Source organism: Streptomyces sp. 3-6 (genome assembly GCF_056323165.1).
Genome location: NZ_JBWHZP010000007.1, coordinates 209,679 through 229,091 on the forward strand (window position 1 = coordinate 209,679; position 19,413 = coordinate 229,091).

A 19,413-nucleotide genomic window follows, 5' to 3' on the forward strand; every position below is an offset into this window, starting at 1 on the left:
CTCAGCTCACCTTGATCTGGTCGTACACCGGGACGCTGAAGGGGTTGAGCTTGACGTCGGACAGCCGGTCGGACCACCCGGCGCTGCCGTTCTGGTACCACAGCGGGATGGCGGCCATGTTGTCGCGGACGACCTCCTCGGCCTGCTTGAACAGGTCGACGGCCTTGGCGGTGTCGGTCTCCTGGTTGGCCTGGTCGACGAGGTTGTCGAAGTCCTCGTTGGACCACTTGCCGTCGTTGGAGGAGGCGTTGGTGTAGTACAGCGGCTGGAGGAAGTTCTGGATCAGCGGGTAGTCCATCTGCCAGCCGGCGCGGAACGGGCCGCTCATCTTCTGCTGGGTGATCTGGTTGCGGAAGTCGGCGAAGGTGCCGACCGGGTTGCCGGTGCAGGCGCGGTCGTTGTCCAGCGCGTTGTTGATGGAGTTGCACACCGCGTCCACCCACTCGCGGTGCGAGCCGGTGTCGGCGTTGTAGGTGATGGTGACCCGGCCGCCGGGCAGCCCGCCGCCCTCCTGGATCAGCTTCTTCGCCTCGTCCGGCTTGTACTCGCAGCCGTCCCCGCACAGGCCCTCCTGGAACCCGCCGTCCTCGCCGAGGACCGGGGAGGTCCAGTCGGAGGCCGGGGTGCGGGTCTTCTGGAAGATCGTGTCGGTGATCTGGTCGCGGTCGATGGCCATGGACAGGCCCTTGCGCACCTTCTCCATGCCGGGCTTGTCCCACGCCTCGTCGTAGAAGGGGAAGGCGAGGGTCTGGATGATGCCGGCCGGGGTGTTGAGGTAGCGGTCGCCGAGGTCGTTCTGGACGTTCTTGAGCTGGGCCGCGGGCACGTCGTCGACGAGGTCGAGGTTGCCGGCGATGAGGTCGGTGTAGGCGGTGTTGTTGTCGGTGTAGACCTTCAGGTCCACCCCGCCGTTCTGCGCCTTGTCGTCACCGGGGTAGTCGTCCCACTTGCGCAGGGACATCTGCGAGCCCTTGGTGTACGAGTCGACCATGTACGGGCCGTTGCCGACCGGCTTGGCGACCCAGGCGGCGTGGTCGTCGAAGAACGCCTTCGGCAGCGGGGCGAAGGCGTTGTAGCCGAGGGTGTCGGGGAAGGTGGAGAACTTCTGGCTGAGCTTGACGGTGAAGGTGCTCTCGTCGACGACCTTCAGCCCCGACATGGTGTCGGCGCTCTGCTCGCTGCCGTCCTCGGGGTGGACCTCGTCGTAGCCCTCGATGTAGCCGAAGAAGTAGGCGTTGCGCTGGTTGTTCTTCAGGCTGGCGCCGTAGTTCCAGGCGTCCACGAAGGACTGGGCGGTGATCTTCTCGCCGTTGCTGAAGGTCCAGCCGTCCTTGATCTTGATCGTGAAGTTCTGCGAGTCCGAGGTCTCGATGCTCTCGGCCAGCATGTTCTGGGCCTCGCCGGTCTCCGGGTCGTAGCGCTTGAGACCGCGGAAGATCATGTCGAGCACCTTGCCGCCCTGAACCTCGTTGGTGTTGGCGGGCTCCAGCGGGTTCTGCGGGTCGCCCCACGAGGCACTCAGCACCGCGCCGGCGTCGCCGCTCCCCCCACCGTTGCCGTCCCCGCCTCCGCAGGCCGTCGCCGCGAGGGCGACCACCGCCGCGCAAACGACCCATGTGGCGTGCGTGGCTCCGCGCATGGAGTGCCTCCTCGTACGTGCGCAGTCGTGCGCTGATCCTTTACCGGCCAATATCGGGGCAAAGGGTGCGCGACGCACCTGTGCAGCGCCTGTCCGGGGACGACTCCAGCCGTATGTACGTATGCGGGCGGCCTCGGGGGCACCCCGCACACGCCGGAACCCGGCCACCCCGTGACGGGGTGCCGGGTTCCGGGCGACGGAGACCGACGGGACGTCAGGCCGCGTGGACCACGTCCTTCTCCTCGGCGAAGTGGCAGGCCGACTCGTGGGCCGCCGGGGAGTCCGAGCCCTTGAAGCGCTCGGGGATCGCCAGCAGCGGCACCTCCTCGGCGCACTTGTCCTGGGCCTTCCAGCACCGGGTGCGGAAGCGGCAGCCCGAGGGCGGGTTGGCCGGCGACGGCACGTCACCGGTGAGGATGATCCGCTCCCGGCCCTCGCGGGCCTCCGGGTCGGGCACCGGGACCGCCGACAGCAGCGCCTGGGTGTAGGGGTGCGTCGGGTGGTCGTAGATCTGCGTGTCGGTGCCGATCTCGGCCATCTTGCCGAGGTACATCACGCCGACCCGGTCGGAGATGTGCCGGACGATCGACAGGTCGTGCGCGATGAAGAGGTAGGACAGGTTGAACTCGTCCTGCAGCGCCTCCATCAGGTTGATGACCTGCGCCTGCACCGACACGTCCAGCGCCGAGACCGGCTCGTCGCAGATGATGATCTCGGGGTTCAGGGCCAGGCCGCGGGCGATGCCGATGCGCTGGCGCTGACCGCCGGAGAACTGGTGCGGGTAGCGGTTGATGTACTCCGGGTTCAGGCCCACCACGTCCAGCAGGTCCTGCACCTTGCGGCGACGGTCGCCCTTCGGCGCCACCTCCGGGTGGATCTCGAACGTCTCGCCGATGATGTCGCCCACCGTCATCCGGGGGTTCAGCGAGGTGTACGGGTCCTGGAACACCATCTGGATGTTGCGGCGGACCGCCTTCAGCGCGCGCCCGGACAGCTTGGTGATGTCCTGGCCCTTGTAGAAGATCTCACCCGCCGACGCCCGCTCCAGGTTCATCAGCAGCTTGGCCACCGTGGACTTGCCGCAGCCGGACTCGCCCACGATGCCCAGGGTCTCGCCCTGGTACAGGTCGAAGGAGATGCCGTCCACGGCCTTCACCGCGCCGACCTGCTTCTTGAACAGGATGCCCTGGGTGAGCGGGAAGTGCTTCACCAGGTTGCGGACCTGGAGGATCGGCTCACCGCGCTCCACCGGGGCGTCGAGCGCGGCGACCTCCTCGGCCTCGCTCCCCGTCTTGACGACATCCACCTCGGAGACGTTCGGCGTGGCGTCGACCGGCTCGTCCTTCTTGCTGAGGTCAGCCATGGATCGTCTCCTTCCAGAAGTGGCACGCCGAGGCACGGCCGACCAGTTCGGTCCCGTCCCGCTCGGTCACCGGGTGCAGCGGCGGGACGTCCGTGCTGCAGACGTCCTGCGCCATCGGGCAGCGCGGGTTGAAGGCGCAGCCGCTCGGGATGCGCGTCAGGTTCGGCGGCAGCCCCTTGATCGCGTACAGCTCCTGGCCCTTCTGGTCCAGGCGCGGGATCGAGTCCAGCAGCCCCTTGGTGTAGGGGTGGGCCGGCCTCTTGTACAGCTCGTGCACCGGGGCCTGCTCCACGATGCGGCCCGCGTACATCACCGCGATCTTGTCCGCGACGTCGGCGACCACGCCGAGGTCGTGGGTGATCAGGATCAGGCCCATGTGGTACTCGCGCTGGAGTTCCGCCAGCAGGTCCATCACCTGGGCCTGCACCGTCACGTCGAGCGCGGTCGTGGGCTCGTCGGCGATGATCAGGTCGGGCTCCAGGGCCAGCGCCATGGCGATCATGATGCGCTGGCGCATACCGCCGGAGAACTGGTGCGGGTAGTCGCCCACCCGCGCCGCGGCGGCCGGGATCTTCACCCGGTCCATCATCTCGATGGCCCGGCGCTTGGCGTCCTTCTTGGACAGGCCCTGGTGCACCCGGAACATCTCGCCGAGCTGGTAGCCCACCGAGAGCACGGGGTTGAGCGAGGACAGCGCGTCCTGGAAGATCATGGCGATCTTGCGGCCGCGGATCTTCCGCCGCTCGTCCTCGGACATCTTCAGCATGTCCTGGCCGTGGAAGAAGATCTCGCCCTTGGGGATGCGCCCGGGGGGCATGTCGAGGATGCCCATGACCGCCTGCGCGGTCACGGACTTGCCGGAGCCCGACTCGCCGAGCACGGCGAGCGTCTCGCCGGCGTTCACGGAGTAGTTGACCCCGTTGACGGCCTTGGCGACGCCGTCCCGGGTGTGGAACTCCACGTGCAGGTCGCGGACCTCCAGCAGCGGACGTTCCGCCGCCCCGGTCCCCTCCGGCGCGGGGGTCCCGGCCGTTTCTTCGATGATGGTCACGTACGCCTCCCTCAGCGCAGCTTGGGGTCGAGGGCGTTGCGTACCGCATCGCCGAACATGAGGAACGAGAGCACCGTGATCGAGACCATCACCGAGGGGATGATCAGCGTGAACGGCGCGTTGCGCAGCTGCTCGCGGCCGGTGGACACGTCGACGCCCCACGACACGGTGGGCTCCGCGAGCCCCACGCCGAGGAACGACAGCGTGGCCTCGGCCGCGATGTAACCGCCCAGGGCGATGGTCGCGACGACGATGATGGGCGCGATGGCGTTCGGCAGGATGTGCCGGAGCATGATCCGGGTGGTGGACGCGCCGAGCGCCTTGGCGGCGACCACGTAGTCGGCCTGCTTCACGGTGAGCACCGCGCCACGGGCGACACGGGCGATCGAGGTCCAGCCCAGGAAGGCCAGCGCCATGATCACCACCCAGACGGTGCGGTTCTCGAAGGACGTGAGGACGACCAGGGCGCCCAGCAGGAACGGGATGCCGAAGAACACGTCGGTGATGCGGGACAGCACGCTGTCCAGCCAGCCGCCGAAGTAGCCGGCGGTCATGCCGATGAGCGTGCCGAGCAGGGTCACCAGGATGGTGACGCCGACACCGACGGTGATCGAGGCGCGGGCACCGTAGATGATCCGCGCGTAGATCGAGCGGCCCTGGCCGTCGTAGCCCAGCCAGTCCTCGGCGAAGAAGTGGCTCCAGTTCGGCGGCTGCAGGTAGTGGGCGGCGAGGTCCGCGTCGCGCGGCGAGGCGCTGGTGAACAGTCCCGGCCAGATCGCCATCACCAGGAGCACCAGGATCAGCAGGGAGGACACCAGGAACATGGGCTGGCGCCGTAGGTCGTGCCAGGCGTCGGACCAGAGGCTGCGGGCCTTCGCGGCCGCCGGGCCGGCCTCCAGGGTGGCGGCCGGCACCGGGGCGGCGGCGGTGGCCGGCACCTCGGGGGTCTTCGTGGTTTCGGCGGTCTTCTCAGGCATACCGGATCCTCGGGTCCAGGACCGCGTACAGCAGGTCGACGAGCAGGCTGGTGGCCAGGTACACCAGGACGATCAGCGAGGCGATCCCGACGACGGTCGCGCCCTCGCGACGCATGAGCGCCTCGTAGATGGCGTTGCCGACGCCCTTCACGTTGAAGATGCCCTCGGTGACGATGGCGCCGGTCATCAGGTTGCCGATGTCGGTGCCGAGGAAGGTGACCACGGGGATGAGCGAGTTGCGCATCAGGTGGACGCCGACGATGCGGCGCTTCGGCAGGCCCTTGGCGACCGCCGTACGCATGTAGTCGGCGCGCAGGTTCTCCGCCATCGAGGTCCGCGTCAGACGGGCCACATAGGCCAGTGACAGTGATCCCAGCACGATCGCGGGTAGGAGCAGTTCGCCCAGGTTCTCGGAATCGTTGACGTTGGGTTCGACGATTCCCCACTGGAAGGCGAACAGGTACTGCATCAGGAAGCCCAGCACGAAGGACGGCATGGAGATGAGGATCAGGGTCAGCGTCAGCAGACCGCGGTCCTGGAGGGTGTCCGGACGCAGACCCGCGATGACACCGAGGCCGATGCCGACGAGGACCGTGAAGGTGAACGCGAACAGCGTGAGCCGGATGGTGACCGGGAACGCGTCGGCGATGATGTCGGCGATGGGCCGCTGGCTCGCGATCTCCGTGCCGAAGTCGCCCTGGACCAGGCCGCCCAGGTAGTTCACGTACTGCTGCCAGAGGGGCTGGTCGAGCCCGAGGTCCTTCTTGATGCTGGCGACGACCGCGGGGTCGTACGCCTGATCTCCCATGAGCGCTCTGACGGGATCGCCGGGCAGGGCGTACATCATGGCGAAGATCAACAGGGTTGACCCGATGAAAACCGGGATCATCTGGAGCAGTCGTCGTACGACATAACGCCCCATGCGTGCCTCCGTGAGGGGTGTGCTACGGCCGAAAGGGGTCGTTCATGAAGGAACGACCCCCGGTCCGGCCCCCGCCGCCGCCGAATCGGCGGCGGCGGGCAACGGCCGAGTGAGGTGAGGCCCACGGCCTCCTTACTTGACGGTGACTTCGGTCAGTTCGAGGTCACCGTGGAAGTCGACGTTGACGTTCTCGACTCCCTTGCCGTGGCCGCCGTTGATCCGGTAGTACCAGAGCGGGATCGCGGGCATCTTCTCGAGGAGCTTCTTCTCGACCTCCTGGTAGGCCTTCACGGCCTCTTCCAGGGACTCCGCGTTGTCACCCTTGGCCATCAGACCGTCGATCTCCTTGTCGGAGAAACGACCGTTGTTGGACTCGGCGTTGGAGTGGTACAGCTCCTTGATGAAGTTCACGTTGACCGGGTAGTCGGCGACCCAGCCACCGCGGTACATGCCCTTCACCTGGTTGTTGTCACGGGCCTCGAGGTCCGTGGGGAAGTCCGGCTTGGCGTCGCCGACGCAGTCCACGCCGGTGGCCTTGCGGATGGACTCGCAGACCGCGGTCACCCACTCCTTGTGGCCGCCGTCACTGTTGTACTGGATGGAGAACTTGTTCCCCGGGACGCCGCCGCCCTCCTTGATGAGCTTCTTGGCCTTCTCCGGGTTGTAGGTGAACACGTCCGTACCCAGGTCCTGGTGGCCCTTGACCTGCGGCGGCGTGAAGCTGATCGCCGGCGTACGGGTGTTGTTCAGGACGGTCTTGGTGATCGTGTCGCGGTCGATCGCCATCGACAGGCCCTGGAGGACCTTGGGGTCGATGTCCTTGAACGTCTTGGTGTAGAACGCGGGGACCAGCGTCTGGATGGCCGCGTACGGCTGCTCGATGGCGCCGTCACCGAGGTCCTGCTTGTACTTCGGCAGGTCGGTCGGGCCGACCTGGCGGATCATGTCCAGGTTGCCCGAGACGACGTCCCGGTAGGCAGCCTCGAGGGTCGAGTAGTTCTTGAACTGGATGCCCTCGTTCTTGGCCTTGTTGGGACCCTTGTAGTCCTTGTTGGCCTTGACCTGGATGAGCTTCTTGTGGTCCCACTTCTCGAAGACGTAGGGACCGTTGCCGACCGGCTTCTGGCCGAAGGCCTTCGGGTCGTCGTAGAAGACCTTGGGCAGCGGGGCGAAGGTGGAGTAGCCCAGCTTGTAGTTGAAGTAGGGGACGCGCTCCTTCAGCTCGACCGTGAAGGTGGTGTCGTCCACGACCTTCAGACCGGACATCGCGTCGGCCTTCGGCTCACCCTTCTCCGGGTGGACGTCGTCGTAGCCCTTGATGTCCGAGAACCAGAAGGAGTTCTGCTGGTTGTTCTTGATGTTGGCGTACCAGTTCCAGGCGTCGACGTACGACTTGGCCGTCACGTCCTCGCCGTTGTGGAACTTCCAGCCCGACTTCAGCTTGATCGTCCAGGTCTTCGAGTCCTCGGTCTCGACAGACTCGGCGTTCGTGTAGACGATCTCGCCCTTGCTGTCGAAGTCCAGCAGCTGCGTGAACAGGGACTGGATCACGTACGAGCCGTTGGTCTCGTTGGTGTCGGCCGGGATCAGCGGCTTCTGCGGCTCACCGACGTCGATCGAGACGTAACCCTCGGGGCCGGAACGCTTCTTCTGCCCCTCGTCGTCACTCCCACTGCCACCACCACAGGCAGTAGCGGCCAGAGCGACGGCTATCGCACCCGCGACCCACTTGGCGCTCTTGGCACCGCGCATGGGTTCCTCCTCATGAGTCCATTGGTTCACCGCAAAGGGGAGCACACGACACTCCACCGTCCACCGCCCGTCGCCGGTGCCGGAGATAGTCAGGTGCCCCCGCGCTCGTGAGTCGGCGCCGTCAGCGCGTGACCCGTTCATCCGAGCTCTACGCGCCCAACTATCTGCCATGCGCCAGGACCGAACCACACCCACGAGGTCTCGGTTCGATCACAGCTCGGTCCTACATCTTCCAAAATCCGGACAAAGGGTTTGGTGAAAGATCCCTGCGAAACGGACTTGTTACACATCTATCGGAGCCGGGCGTCCGCTATGCGGACGCCCGGGAGCGAAAAATCGATTGCGGGTAACGTGGCCGCGCTGCAGGGTGCCCCTGAGGGCTGCCGTGCGCTCAGCGCCCTTGCCCCGTACGGCCGTTGACCGTGGGGGCCACGGATCCGGGACGTACCGACGGCAGGGCGCGCCATCCGGCAGCAGGGTAGTGCGAAAGGGCCGCTCGGGACCGGTTTCGGGGGCAGATCGAGGGTTTTCCCCCTACCCCTTCCCCACCTCGCCGATCGCCGTCACCGGACGGGCTCGGCACCGCGCCCGCCGACCGCTGAGGCGCACGTCACCACACCCGCCGCGCGAAGGCGACGCCGGCCGTACCGGACGGCGACCGACCGGAGGGACCGGACGACGACCGACCGGCAACCGTCCACGGGGATGCGCGGGCGCACCGCACAGCGGCACACGACGGCAGACAGCGGCACACCGCCCGCACGCCGACGCCGCCGCGGCCTCCGGGAGGTGCCGTATCGCCGGCGCCGGGGTGCGCCCGGCACGCCTCCACCAGGCCGTGGCGGGGGCCGCCAAGACACTCCCGCGGCCGTGGCGGGGTGCCGCCCGGCGCACCCCGGCGGACCGGGGCCACGGCACCCCGGCCGCCCCGCGCACCGGGACGGCCGGAGAAGGCCCCGCGGGGCCCGAGACGGCGGCTCAGCCGTGCTTGGCGCGGCTGGCGGCGCGGGCGCGCTCGCGGGCGTCCAGGTTCACCTTGCGGATGCGGATGGACTCCGGCGTCACCTCGACGCACTCGTCGTCGCGGCAGAACTCCAGGGACTGCTCCAGCGACAGCTTGCGCGGCGGCACGATGGACTCGGCCACGTCCGCCGTGGAGGAGCGCATGTTGGTGAGCTTCTTCTCCTTGGTGATGTTGACGTCCATGTCGTCGGAGCGGGAGTTCTCCCCGACGATCATGCCCTCGTACACCTCGGTGCCGGGCTCGACGAACAGCACGCCGCGCTCCTGGAGGTTGGTCATCGCGAACGCGGTGACCGCACCGGCGCGGTCGGCGACCAGGGAGCCGTTGTTGCGGGTCTGGAGCGTGCCGAACCACGGCTCGTGGCCCTCGTGGATGGAGTGGGCGATGCCGGTGCCGCGGGTCTGCGTCAGGAACTCCGTACGGAAACCGATCAGACCGCGCGAGGGCACCACGAACTCCATGCGCACCCAGCCGGAGCCGTGGTTCGACATGTTGTCCATGCGGCCCTTGCGGACACCCATCACCTGGGTGACCGCGCCCATGTGCTCCTCGGGCACGTCGATCGTCATCCGCTCGACCGGCTCGTGCACCGCGCCGTCGATCTCCTTGGTGACGACCTGCGGCTTGCCGACGGTCAGCTCGTAGCCCTCGCGCCGCATCTGCTCGACCAGGATGGCCAGCGCCAGCTCGCCGCGGCCCTGCACCTCCCAGGCGTCGGGCCGGTCGGTGTCCAGGACGCGCAGCGAGACGTTGCCGATGAGCTCGCGGTCCAGCCGGTCCTTGACCTGACGGGCGGTGACCTTGCGGTCCTTCACGGCCGCCTTGTTGTCGGCGCCCTTGCCGCTGCCGCCACGGCCCACCAGCGGGGAGGTGTTGGTGCCGATGGTCATCGAGATCGCGGGCTCGTCCACCGTGATCAGCGGCAGCGGGACCGGGTTCTCCGGGTCCGCCAGCGTCTCGCCGATCATGATGTCCGGGATGCCGGCCACCGCGCAGATGTCACCGGGCCCGGCCTTCTCGGCGGGCTTGCGGGTGAGCGCCTCGGTCATCATCAGCTCGGAGATCCGCACGTTCTGCACGGAGCCGTCGCGCTTCATCCAGGCGACGGTCTGGCCCTTCTTCAGCTCGCCCTGGTGCACGCGCAGCAGGGCGATGCGGCCGAGGAAGTTGTCCGCGTCGAGGTTGGTGACGTGCGCCTGCAGCGGGGCGCCCTCCTCGTAGGTGGGGGCGGGGATGTGCTGCAGGATCGTGGAGAAGAACGGCTCCAGGGAGTCGGAGTCGGTGGGGACCGTGCCGTCCTGCGGCTTGGTCAGGGAGGCGATGCCGTCCCGGCCGCAGGCGTAGACGATCGGGAACTCGATCTGCTCCTCGTCGGCGTCCAGGTCGAGGAAGAGGTCGTAGGCCTCGTTGACGACCTCGTCGATCCTGCTGTCCGGGCGGTCCGTCTTGTTGATGCACAGGATGATCGGCAGCCGGGCCTGGAGCGCCTTGCGGAGCACGAAGCGGGTCTGCGGCAGCGGCCCCTCGGAGGAGTCGACGAGCAGCACGACACCGTCGACCATCGACAGGGCACGCTCGACCTCGCCACCGAAGTCGGCGTGGCCGGGGGTGTCGATGATGTTGATCGTGATCGGGTCCCCGCCGTCCTTGGGGTGGTACTTCACCGCCGTGTTCTTGGCGAGGATCGTGATGCCCTTCTCACGTTCCAGGTCGCCGGAGTCCATCATGCGCTCGTCGACCTGGTCGAGCTGGTGGGCGGCGAAGGCGCCGGCCTGCTTGAGCATGCCGTCGACGATGGTGGTCTTGCCGTGGTCGACGTGGGCGACGATGGCGACGTTGCGGATGTCGTGACGCTGGATGGACAAAGCCATGGGTTGGCGTACTCCCGGAATGGTGAGGAATGGCCCGGCGCAGACGGCTGTGGTGCGCGGACCCTGCCGGGCTGAACACGCCACGGCCTCTCCCCATGTTACGGGCCCGACATCCGCCCGCCTGCGCAGAACGTCCCGCCCCGGGCCCCCGCACCCCCTGCTCGGCGCCTCGTCCGGCCCCGGCCCCGCGGGGCCCGCGAACGGAAAGCCCGCAGCTCCACCGCCCCTGCGGGCCGCCGCGGGCCCCGGCCGGGGCTGCGCCGCCGCCTTTCCGCCACGGCCCGGCGTGACCTGCCGCACAGTTTCCGACGGGACGTGCGAGGGGCCGCGGCGGGACGCCCGTCACCCGGACTTCCGGGTCCTGTCACGCGCGGTTCGGGACCGAAGGGCGGGGAGCAGGGCCGTGCCGGGCGGGAGGTGCCGGGCGGGAGGGGGACACCGGCCGAGGGTCGGGAGGGGGACACCGGCTGAGGGTGCGGTGCACCGGCTCCCGCTTCTCGGAGGGCCGGCGGGGCCGTGCCTCGGGCCCGGTGGTCCGTCAGTCCGTGCCGGCGGTGGCGCGCTCGCCGGCCGGGCCCGCGGCGGACTTCTTCAGGAAGCCCATGTCCTCGTACACCGGGGTGCGGAATCCGAAGGCGCCGGCGTTGACGAGGTCCTTGCGGGCGGCCGTGAGCTGCGGGCGCTGGTAGAGGGGGATGGACCCGGCCGCCGCCCAGATGCGGGAGTCGGCCTTGCGGAGCAGGGCGCTGCGGTCGCCGTCGTCCAGGGTGGTGACTGCCTGGTCGAAGAGCTGGTCCACCTGGTCGGTGCCGACCCGGGTGTAGTTCTGCTCGACGTTGAGCGAACCGTCGGCGGCCGGGACGGGCTTGGCGTAGACGGGACGCGCGTCCGTGGCGGGATAGGCCGTGGCGGGCCAGGAGTAGAGGGCGAGGTCGTACTGGCCGGACGCGATGTGGTCCCGGAAGAAGCTCTCGTCGTCGACCTTGGTGACGTCCGTGCGGATGCCGACCCGGGCGAGCATGGTGCTGATCCGGTCGGACACAGTGCGCAGGACCTCCGACCCCGGCCCGGAGGGGAGCACGAAGCGCAGGGTGAGCGCCTTGCCGTTCTTGGCGAGCGGCGCGGTCTCGGCCCTGGCCGGGGCGGCCGTGCCCTTGGGCGCGTACGCGCCGGGGGCGGTGCCCTGCTTCAGCTGCGGCCCGTCCTGGGCGAGGTGGTCCTCACCGGACCCGCCCTCCGACTCCGCGGGCGCCTTGCCGTCGTCCTTCTCCTTGTCCTGGTCCTTCTTGTCGTCGTCCTTCTCGCCCTCCCCCTTCTTCTCCTTCTTCTCCTTCTTCTCCTCGGTCTTCTCGTTCTCGCCGCCGTCCTTCTCTGCGCCGTCCTTCTCGCCGTCCTCGCCGACGATGTACGTGCCGTCGTCGTCCTCGGAGTCCTTCCCGGAGCCGTCGGCCTTCTTCCCCTCCGCGCCGGCCGCCTTCTCCTCGTCCCCCTTCTCCTCCTTCTCCTCCTTCACCGGACCGCCCGGCACCCAGCCGGCGTCCGCGAGGAGGGCCCGCGCCTCCTTGGCGTCCTGGTCGCCGAGGGCGCCGCTGTTGTCGGCGTAGGCGGCCTGGCCGGCCAGGGCGAGGTGGCTGCCGACGGGTTCGGCGGGCAGGCCGAGCGGCTTCAGCACCGCCTCGGCCAGGGCCTCGCGGTCCAGGGCGCGGGCCACCGCCCGGCGGACCCGCTCGTCGGAGAGGGGGCCCTCGGCGCCGTTGAGGGCGAGCTGGGTGTAGGCGGGTTCGAGCGACTTGCGCACCTCGAAGCCGGTGAGGGCCTTCTCCTCCTTCGCCCGGGCGGCGGCCTTCTCGCGGGCGGTGACCTCCTCGTCCGAGGCGTCCTCGTCGGAGGCGTCCTCGTCCGCGCCGTTCGCCTCGGCCCAGGAGTGCAGGGCCTCGGCCGAGGACGCGGCGTCGCGGCCCGGGCCCATCAGGGGGGTGGCGCCGTCCCTCGACCGGGCGCTGACGGTGATGCGCCGGGCGGCGGAGGCGTCGATCTCCGCCAGGTCGATCGTTCCGTCGGCGAGCGCGGCCACCCGCTCGTCGCGGGGCACGGCGCGCAGGACGATCTCCTCGAGCCGGGCCGGGTCCCCCCACCACCGCGCGTTGCGGGTCAGGGTGACCTCGTCCTTCTTGCCGTCGACCTTCTTGACCTTGAAGGGACCGGCGGTGACCTTGAGCTTCTTGCGCGCCCCGTCGTTGAAGGAGTCGGGCGAGCCCATGACCTCCTTGGGGTACAGGGGCGTGAACAGTGACCGCCAGTCCGCGTAGGCGCGGCTGAAGGTGACCTTGACCTCCAGGTTCCCCTTGCCGCGCTCGATCTTCTCGATGCGGTCGTAGCCCGCGTTCCGTGCGGTCCAGTAGGCGCTGTCCTTGCCGGACAGGGCGCGCCACTGGGCGGCGAAGTCGGCGGCGCCGATCTCCCGGCCGTCGCTCCACACGGCCTGCTGGTTGAGCTTGTAGAGCACCACCTGCTTGGGCTCGGTCTCGACGACCTCGGCTGACTCCAGGTAGTCGGCATTGCGCTCCGGACGTCCCCGGGCGTCCATGCGGAACATCGACGGCAGCACGGCCTGGGCGACCCGGACGGTGGTGGCGTCGGCGTCGGACTGGAAGGTGTTCAGGGTGTCCGGGACGGTGTCCACGGCCCAGCGCAGGATTCCGCCGTCGGTGATCTCCGAGCGGGCCGCGGGGGCGATGTCCGCGCCGGCGAGCGGCTTGCCCGCGGGATCGTCGGAGCTGCACCCCGCCAGGGCGGTCACCGCGAGGGCGCCGGCGGTGAGGAAGGTGACCGAGCGCAGTACCGCGCGCGGGCGGACGCCGTCGTGGGACATCTCTGGGTACCTCCGGAAGGCCGCGGGCGTTACGATCACTTTTGGCGGTATTTGGTGCTCATCTGATGTATGCCGCCACTGAAGAGGAAAGGGTTCGGCAACCGAGGGCGACACGGCGACCACGGCGGGGAAGCCCACCCGTGCGGCGCAACGCACCGGCCGGTGCACCCGTACGCCTCGGCCAATCGATGCACATCCCTTCACAGCACAAGGTGTGACGCGCGACACTCTCAGGCGCACGAACGTTGCCGCCTTGGGCCTGAAGGACCCGCGGAAGTGAGGGCAAGTCATGTCCGTGCACGACGAACTGACATCCGTCCAGCGCTGCCTCGACGACCTGCTGAGGTCCGTGGGACGCCTGGAGAAGCAGCTGGGCAGCGGCGGTCTGGAGATGCGCCGCGTCCGGGCCGACACCAACCACCTGCGCGAGAGCGTGGCGCTGCTGCGCGAGTCGGCGACCGGTCCGGCCGTGACGGCGAAGCGGCCCGACCTCGTCACCATCTCCGACACCCCCTACGACCCGTCCCTGTGGGTCGACACCGACGACGAGGGGCTCGGCGCACGCGACCGGCGCGCGCCCTGACCGCGGGCCCGGCGGGCCCCCGGCCCGCCGGCTCCCCGCACCGCCCCGCCCGGCACCGCCCGCCCGGTCCGGGACCGGCACCCGCCGGCCCGGCCACCGCCGTCCCGACGCCGACCCCCGCAGCCCCGATCCCGTCCCCGACCCCCGCAGTCCTGTCCCCGACCGCCGCGACTTCCTGACCCCTCCCGGAGCGGACACGTGGCCACTGGTACGGAACCTCCCGCGACCGAACCCCCTCCCCGCCGCGGCGGCGTACGAACGGGTACGCGCGCCGCGATCGCCGCGCCGCACCTGCGCACCGACCGCTGGTGGCTGGCCCCGGCGGCCACCGCGGCCGGCCTGCTGGCGTTCGTCGTCTACTCGACCTGGCGGGCCCTCGCGAACACCGACTACTACGCGGCGCCGTACGTCTCGCCGTTCTACTCACCGTGCCTGGCGGAGAACTGCGTGCCGATGCGCGGCGGGCCGAACTGGGAGCTGTTCGGCTCCTGGTGGGGCCTCTCCCCGGCGATCATCATCCTGATCTTCCCGCTGGGCTTCCGCCTCACCTGCTACTACTACCGCAAGGCGTACTACCGGGGGTTCTGGGCGTCCCCGCCGGCCTGCGCGGTGGCCGAACCGCACCGCACGTACACCGGCGAGACCCGCTTCCCGCTGATCCTGCAGAACATCCACCGCTACTTCTTCTACGCGGCGCTGCTGGTCGCCCTCGTCCTGACCTACGACACGGTGCTGGCCTTCCGGGACGAGGACTACGACTGGGGCCACATGGGCCTCGGCACCCTCGTCCTCCTGGTCAACATCGCGCTGATCTGGCTGTACACGATCTCCTGCCACTCCTGCCGGCACATCGTCGGCGGCAAGCTGAAGCACTTCTCCCGGCACCCGGTGCGCTACCGGATGTGGCAGTGGGTGGGGCGGCTCAACGCGCGGCACATGCAGCTGGCGTGGGCGTCCCTGCTGAGCGTGGCGGTCGCCGACCTGTACGTGTACCTCCTCGCGACCGGTGCCTTCGACGATCCGCGGTTCTTCTGACGTGGCCGGGATGCGGTGCGGGGGCACGGTGCTGGGTGCGGTACGGGGGCACGCTGCGGGGTGCGGTGCGGGGGGACGGTGCGGGGTTTCTGATGGCTCTCGATGACTGGGGCGTTGTGGGATGACCGTGGTCGACCGGCAGGAGTGGGACGTCGTCGTGGTCGGGGCGGGCGGCGCCGGACTGCGCGCCGCCGTCGAGGCGCGCGAGCGGGGCGCCCGTACGGCCGTGATCTGCAAGTCGCTGTTCGGCAAGGCGCACACCGTGATGGCCGAGGGCGGCATCGCGGCGGCCATGGGCAACGTCAACGCCGGCGACACCTGGCAGGTGCACTTCCGCGACACGATGCGTGGCGGGAAGTTCCTCAACCAGTGGCGGATGGCCGAGCTGCACGCCCAGGAGGCGCCGCAGCGGGTGTGGGAGCTGGAGACCTGGGGCGCCCTGTTCGACCGCACCGGCGACGGACGGATCTCGCAGCGCAACTTCGGCGGCCACGAGTACCCGCGCCTCGCGCACGTCGGCGACCGCACCGGCCTGGAGCTGATCCGCACCCTCCAGCAGAAGATCGTGGCCCTCCAGCAGGAGGACTTCCGGGAGACCGGGGACCACGAGTCCCGGCTGAAGGTCTTCCAGGAGTGCACCGTCACCCGGGTGCTGAAGGACGGCGACCGGGTCTCGGGGGTGTTCGCCTACGAGCGGGAGACCGGCCGCTTCTTCGTCCTTCAGGCCCCCGCGGTGGTGATCGCCACCGGCGGCATCGGCAAGTCCTTCAAGGTCACGTCGAACTCGTGGGAGTACACCGGCGACGGCCACGCCCTCGCCCTGCTGGCCGGGGCGCCGCTGCTGAACATGGAGTTCGTGCAGTTCCATCCGACGGGGATGGTCTGGCCGCCGTCGGTGAAGGGCATCCTCGTCACCGAGTCGGTGCGCGGCGACGGCGGGGTGCTGCGCAACTCCGAGGGCGAGCGGTTCATGTTCGACTACGTGCCGGACGTCTTCAAGGACAAGTACGCCGAGTCCGAGGAGGAGGGCGACCGCTGGTACGACGACCCGGACCACAACCGGCGCCCGCCCGAGCTGCTCCCCCGTGACGAGGTGGCCCGCGCCATCAACGCGGAGGTCAAGGCCGGCCGGGGCTCCCCGCACGGCGGGGTGTTCCTGGACGTCTCCACCCGGATGCCGGCCGAGGTGATCAAACGGCGGCTGCCGTCGATGTACCACCAGTTCAAGGAGCTGGCGGACGTCGACATCACGGCGGAGCCGATGGAGGTCGGGCCGACCTGCCACTACGTGATGGGCGGCATCGCCGTCGACTCCGACTCGGCGGCGGCGCGCGGGGTGCCGGGGCTGTTCGCGGCCGGTGAGGTGGCCGGCGGCATGCACGGCTCGAACCGGCTGGGCGGCAACTCCCTGTCCGACCTGCTGGTGTTCGGCCGCCGGGCAGGCCTGCACGCCGCCGCGTACGCGGCCGGGGACGGCGGCGGGGGCGGCCCGCGTCCCTCGGTGGACGACGCCCAGATCGACGCGGCCGCCGCGGAGGCGCTGCGGCCGTTCTCCGCCGAGTCGGAGGACGGGGACGGGGACGACGGCCCGCCGGAGAACCCCTACACCCTGCACCAGGAACTCCAGCAGACCATGAACGACCTGGTCGGGATCATCCGCCGGGACCACGAGATGCGCCAGGCCCTGGAGAAGCTGGCGGAGCTGCGGGTGCGCGCCCGCCGGGCCGGCGTCGAGGGGCACCGGCAGTTCAACCCGGGCTGGCACCTCGCGCTGGACCTCAGGAACATGCTGCTGGTCAGCGAGTGCGTGGCGCGCGCCGCGCTGGAGCGCACCGAGTCGCGCGGCGGCCACACCCGGGAGGACCACGCCGCGATGGAGCGCGCCTGGCGCAACGTCAACCTGCTGTGCCGGCTGACCGACCCGACCGGTGGTCTCGCGGCGACCGACCCGGTGCGCGGCCAGATCACCCTGTCCCGGGAGACCACCGACCCCATCCGCCCGGACCTGCTCGCCCTCTTCGAGAAGGAGGAGCTGGTCAAGTACCTCGCCGAAGAGGAGCTGTACGAGTGAGCAGCTACGAGGCCCGCTTCAAGGTGTGGCGCGGGGACGTGGACGGCGGCGGCCTGGAGGACTTCGCGGTCGAGGTGAACGACGGGGAGGTCGTCCTCGACATCATCCACCGCCTCCAGGCCACCCAGGCCCCCGACCTCGCCGTGCGCTGGAACTGCAAGGCCGGCAAGTGCGGTTCGTGCTCGGCGGAGATCAACGGCCGTCCCCGGCTGCTGTGCATGACCCGCATGTCGGTCTTCGGCCGGGACGAGACGATCACCGTGACGCCGCTGCGGGCGTTCCCGGTGATCCGGGACCTGGTGACGGACGTCGGCTTCAACTACGCCAAGGCACGGCAGGTCCCGGCGTTCGTGCCGCCGGACGGGCTCGGTCCCGGCGAGTACCGGATGATGCAGGAGGACGTGGACCGCCCGCAGGAGTTCCGCAAGTGCATCGAGTGCTTCCTCTGCCAGGACGTCTGCCACGTCATCCGCGACCACGAGGAGAACAAGCAGGCGTTCGCCGGCCCCCGCTTCCTGATGCGGATCGCCGAGCTGGACATGCACCCGCTGGACGCGGCCGAGGAGTCCGGCCTGGACCGCAAGCGCACGGCCCAGGACGAACACGGCCTCGGCTACTGCAACATCACCAAGTGCTGCACGGAGGTGTGCCCCGAGGGCATCAGGATCACCGACAACGCGCTCATCCCGATGAAGGAACGGGCGGCGGACCGAAAGTACGACCCGCTGGTGTGGCTGGGGTCGAAGATCCGGAGGCGCTAGCCCTCCAGCGCGACTTCGCTGCCTGACCTGCGGGTTCGCCGGGCGGCCGGAGCACTGCGGTCACCGGTCGGCCCCGGGCTCCAGCCAGCCGTCCCGGTACTCCTTCCAGTTGGTCTCCGTCGCCGCGAAGTCGATGTAGGGGGCGACGCCGAACAGCTGCCGGTCGGGGTCCGTCCGGGAGAGGCCGAGGCGGGCGCCCCGGACGGCGGCGGCGACGGTCTCGGCGTGGCCCCAGTGGCTGACGTTGCTCTCGTAGTAGAAGGGCAGGCCCATCAGCAGGTGGGTGGTGGGCGGGGTGACCTCCAGGGCGAGGGAGGTCTGGAGGGCCACGTAGCCGCCGTAGGTGCCCTCCAGCGGCTGTGCGGTGTCGTACGACATCACGGCGATCTGGTCGACGCGCCGGGCGACCTGGCCGAAGAACTCCTGCGACCACCACTTGGGGTGGTCGGCCCAGAGGCCGACGACGGAGTGGAGCTCCGGGAGCGGGTCGATCTGGTGGGCGGCCACGGAGAGCCGGGCGTCCTGGGCGCGGGTGACGGCGCGCAGGTCGTCCAGGAGGGAGAGGTAGTCCCGGTCGCCGGAGTGCAGGGGCTCCAGGTCGAGGTGGACGCCGTCGTAGCCGGCGTCCAGCACCTGACGGGCGCTGCGGACGACCTCGGCGCGGGTGGCGGCGCGGTCCAGGTGCAGGCCGTCGGGGCCTCCGTTGGCGAGGACGTCCCCGAGGAAGGCCTGGACCCGGACGCCCGGCAGCTCCCGGTGCACGGCGTCGATCAGCCAACGGGCCCGCGGGTACGCCGACTCGGGCAGGGTGCCGTCGTGCTCCAGCGGGCCGGAGTGGACGTAGAGATCGCGGATCCCGGTGCCGTCGAGACGGCGGGCGAGGGCGGTGACGTCGGCGTCCTTCTTGCGCCCGTCGACCCAGGCGTGTCCGAGCCACAGGGCGTCCCGGTCACGGGTGTACGTGCCGTCGGCGGGGTCCCCGGCGTAGTTGATCCGCAGGGCCACCTGGGCGGCGAGCACCGGGACGAGCAGCACCAGCAGCACGCCGAGAACGGCGCGCCGGGCCAGGCGCAGGCGGCGCCGACGGCAGGCGGCGGTGGGGGTGGGAGCGGGGGTCGCTGGGGGTTCGGGGGTCGCTGCGGGTTCGGGAGTGGCTACGGATTCGGGGGCGGCTACGGATTCGGGGGCGGGCGGAGCCGGTGCGGGCCCCGGGTCGGACGTGCCGTCCGCCGGTGACGCCCGTGTCTCCGCACCCGGTGGTGCCGACGCGGCCAGTGGTGTCGGCGCGGCCGGCGGCTCCGGTCGGGGGTCGTCCGCGCGTGTCCCGTCCTGCGCCCGCGCTGTCGGTCCGGCCGGGTCCGGCAGGCGTCCGGGGGCCGGGGCCCCGGGCGGTGGTTGCCGGTCCCGCGGGTGGTCGGTCGGCTCCATGGCGCATCCCCTCCCCTGCGGGCCCGGGGCCCGCGTGGCTGATGTCGCCGGGGAGGACGATCAC

13 protein-coding genes are annotated in these 19,413 nt (G+C 70.0%); 4 read left to right on the forward strand and 9 right to left on the reverse strand.

Going from position 1 to position 19,413, the window contains the following annotated elements:
• Position 1: 1 nt before the first annotated feature.
• The 8 genes from AC02VZ_RS12520 to AC02VZ_RS12555 all read right to left on the reverse strand — a co-directional run bounded on the left by AC02VZ_RS12520 (position 2) and on the right by AC02VZ_RS12555 (position 13,471).
• Positions 2–1,639 (reverse strand): peptide ABC transporter substrate-binding protein, encoded by a 1,638-nt coding sequence (locus AC02VZ_RS12520; protein WP_432057150.1) that lies wholly within the window; start codon positions 1,637–1,639, stop codon positions 2–4.
• Positions 1,640–1,853: 214 nt separating this feature from the next.
• The gene (locus tag AC02VZ_RS12525) at positions 1,854–3,002 is read right to left on the reverse strand and encodes an ABC transporter ATP-binding protein (protein WP_476475386.1); all 1,149 of its coding nucleotides are present in this window, start codon (positions 3,000–3,002) and stop codon (positions 1,854–1,856) included.
• The gene (locus tag AC02VZ_RS12530; RefSeq protein WP_476475387.1) at positions 2,995–4,053 is read right to left on the reverse strand and encodes an ABC transporter ATP-binding protein; all 1,059 of its coding nucleotides are present in this window, start codon (positions 4,051–4,053) and stop codon (positions 2,995–2,997) included. The genes AC02VZ_RS12525 and AC02VZ_RS12530 overlap by 8 nt, the downstream gene beginning before the upstream one ends.
• Before the next feature lie 11 nt (positions 4,054–4,064).
• A complete protein-coding gene (locus tag AC02VZ_RS12535; RefSeq protein WP_432057153.1) occupies positions 4,065–5,030 on the reverse strand; it encodes an ABC transporter permease in 966 nt (321 codons plus the stop codon).
• The gene (locus tag AC02VZ_RS12540; protein ID WP_476475388.1) at positions 5,023–5,952 is read right to left on the reverse strand and encodes an ABC transporter permease; all 930 of its coding nucleotides are present in this window, start codon (positions 5,950–5,952) and stop codon (positions 5,023–5,025) included. The genes AC02VZ_RS12535 and AC02VZ_RS12540 overlap by 8 nt, the downstream gene beginning before the upstream one ends.
• A gap of 132 nt (positions 5,953–6,084) precedes the next feature.
• Positions 6,085–7,704: a peptide ABC transporter substrate-binding protein gene (locus AC02VZ_RS12545; RefSeq protein ID WP_476475389.1), complete on the reverse strand. Its 1,620-nt coding sequence runs from the start codon at positions 7,702–7,704 to the stop codon at positions 6,085–6,087.
• Positions 7,705–8,682: 978 nt separating this feature from the next.
• Positions 8,683–10,599, reverse strand: coding sequence for a translational GTPase TypA (typA, locus tag AC02VZ_RS12550; RefSeq protein WP_432057156.1), 1,917 nt, complete (start codon positions 10,597–10,599; stop codon positions 8,683–8,685).
• Positions 10,600–11,137: 538 nt separating this feature from the next.
• The gene (locus AC02VZ_RS12555) at positions 11,138–13,471 is read right to left on the reverse strand and encodes an ABC transporter family substrate-binding protein (protein ID WP_476475390.1); all 2,334 of its coding nucleotides are present in this window, start codon (positions 13,469–13,471) and stop codon (positions 11,138–11,140) included.
• Between the two features lie 289 nt (positions 13,472–13,760).
• On the opposite strand from AC02VZ_RS12555, the gene AC02VZ_RS12560 reads away from it, so the two are divergent.
• The 4 genes from AC02VZ_RS12560 (at position 13,761) to AC02VZ_RS12575 (ending at position 17,921) form a co-directional block, all read left to right on the forward strand.
• Positions 13,761–14,054 (forward strand): hypothetical protein, encoded by a 294-nt coding sequence (locus AC02VZ_RS12560; protein ID WP_432057158.1) that lies wholly within the window; start codon positions 13,761–13,763, stop codon positions 14,052–14,054.
• A gap of 198 nt (positions 14,055–14,252) precedes the next feature.
• Complete coding sequence (locus AC02VZ_RS12565; RefSeq protein WP_432057159.1) at positions 14,253–15,089, forward strand: hypothetical protein; 837 nt, start codon at positions 14,253–14,255, stop codon at positions 15,087–15,089.
• A 121-nt stretch (positions 15,090–15,210) separates the two neighbouring features.
• The gene (locus tag AC02VZ_RS12570) at positions 15,211–17,160 is read left to right on the forward strand and encodes a fumarate reductase/succinate dehydrogenase flavoprotein subunit (RefSeq protein WP_476475391.1); all 1,950 of its coding nucleotides are present in this window, start codon (positions 15,211–15,213) and stop codon (positions 17,158–17,160) included.
• A complete protein-coding gene (locus tag AC02VZ_RS12575) occupies positions 17,157–17,921 on the forward strand; it encodes a succinate dehydrogenase/fumarate reductase iron-sulfur subunit (protein ID WP_432057161.1) in 765 nt (254 codons plus the stop codon). The genes AC02VZ_RS12570 and AC02VZ_RS12575 overlap by 4 nt, the downstream gene beginning before the upstream one ends.
• 60 nt (positions 17,922–17,981) lie before the next feature.
• On the opposite strand, the gene AC02VZ_RS12580 is transcribed toward AC02VZ_RS12575, so the two are convergent.
• Positions 17,982–19,349 carry a glycoside hydrolase family 18 protein gene (locus tag AC02VZ_RS12580; protein ID WP_476475392.1) on the reverse strand — a complete coding sequence of 456 codons (1,368 nt, stop codon included), beginning with the start codon at positions 19,347–19,349 and terminating at the stop codon, positions 17,982–17,984.
• Positions 19,350–19,413 lie beyond the last annotated feature (64 nt).